Source organism: Marinobacterium sp. MBR-111 (genome assembly GCF_040547585.1).
GTDB classification, from domain to species: domain Bacteria; phylum Pseudomonadota; class Gammaproteobacteria; order Pseudomonadales; family Balneatricaceae; genus Marinobacterium; species Marinobacterium iners.
Genome location: NZ_JBEPQA010000084.1, coordinates 1 through 1,143, shown reverse-complemented (window position 1 = coordinate 1,143; position 1,143 = coordinate 1). Strand labels below are relative to the sequence as shown.

Annotated in this window: 1 protein-coding gene; it reads left to right on the top strand. The window is 54.9% G+C overall.

Annotated elements, in window-relative coordinates:
* A partial coding sequence (locus ABIE61_RS18815; RefSeq protein WP_502915078.1) for an IS91 family transposase occupies positions 1-1,143 on the top strand: 1,143 nt, incomplete at both ends.

Here is a 1,143-nt window from a genome sequence, read left to right as displayed (position 1 = left end):
TCAGCCACGGAAAAACCGGCGGGCGATTACATCTATTACGTATTGTAGAACGCGGGATATGGGGGTGAGTTATTACGCCTGCCCGGACTGTCAGGAGCGATGGGAACAGTGTCACTCCTGCCGTCACCGCAGCTGTTATGTGTGTGCGCAGAAGCACCGTAAGGACTGGATTGAGGCACAGAAGCAGCGCCTGTTAGACGTGCCGCACTTTCACGTGATCTTTACGTTGCCGCATGAGTACTTGCCATTGTGGCGTTATAACGAAGGATTGTTTGCACGGTTACTGTTCCGAGCCAGTCAGGAAGCCTTGCAGGAGTTGCTGGCGGATAAGAAGTATGGCGGCATTCGCCCCGGTATTTTGATGGCCCTGCACACCTGGGGACGGCAACTGACGCTGCACCCGCATACGCACTGTTTGGTGACGGCCGGTGGCCTGATGAAGTCTGGTGAGTGGAAATGTGTTGGTGACTACCTGATCCCCAGTGCGGTATTGAGGCGCTATTACAGTGGCAAGGTGCAAGCCCTGCTCAAGGACGCAGCTGATGACAAACGTCTGGTCCTACCACCAGATCTGAGTGCAGAGGCTTTCTGGCGACAGCACCGCAGCCTGTACAGGAAAGAGTGGAGTGTTCGAATCGAGGAGCGCTACACGAATGGACGTGGAGTCATGCTGTACCTGGCCAGATACTGTAAAGGCGGGCCGTTGAGGCCTGAACAGATCAAGCGTTGGGACGGGCAACGGCTGGAGATGAGCTATCTGGATCACCGAGATAAGCGCATCAAGCAACAGAAATTGACGCCGTGGCAGATGATTCAGCGATTGTTGCAGCATGTCCCGGCTAAAGGCGTACACACGGTGCGGTACTACGGACTATACGCCCCGGCGGCCAGGAAGCGGCACGAGCAGGTGCTGGCGCAACACGGCAACTTGGCGGGGTTAAAGATTCGATGTACTGCTCCTGTGGAGCAGGTGTTGTTGTGTTGTAAGGACTGTGGTGCGTCCGCAGAATTGCTGGGAGAACGTTGGCGAAGGCAAGCAAAAGGAATTTCCTTTATAAAAGAAGACGGGGCATTGGCAGTAAGCGATTATGTCCAACAAGGCGTTGAACGTGACCTTGAAAGGGGGAGTATCGGTGACTCATC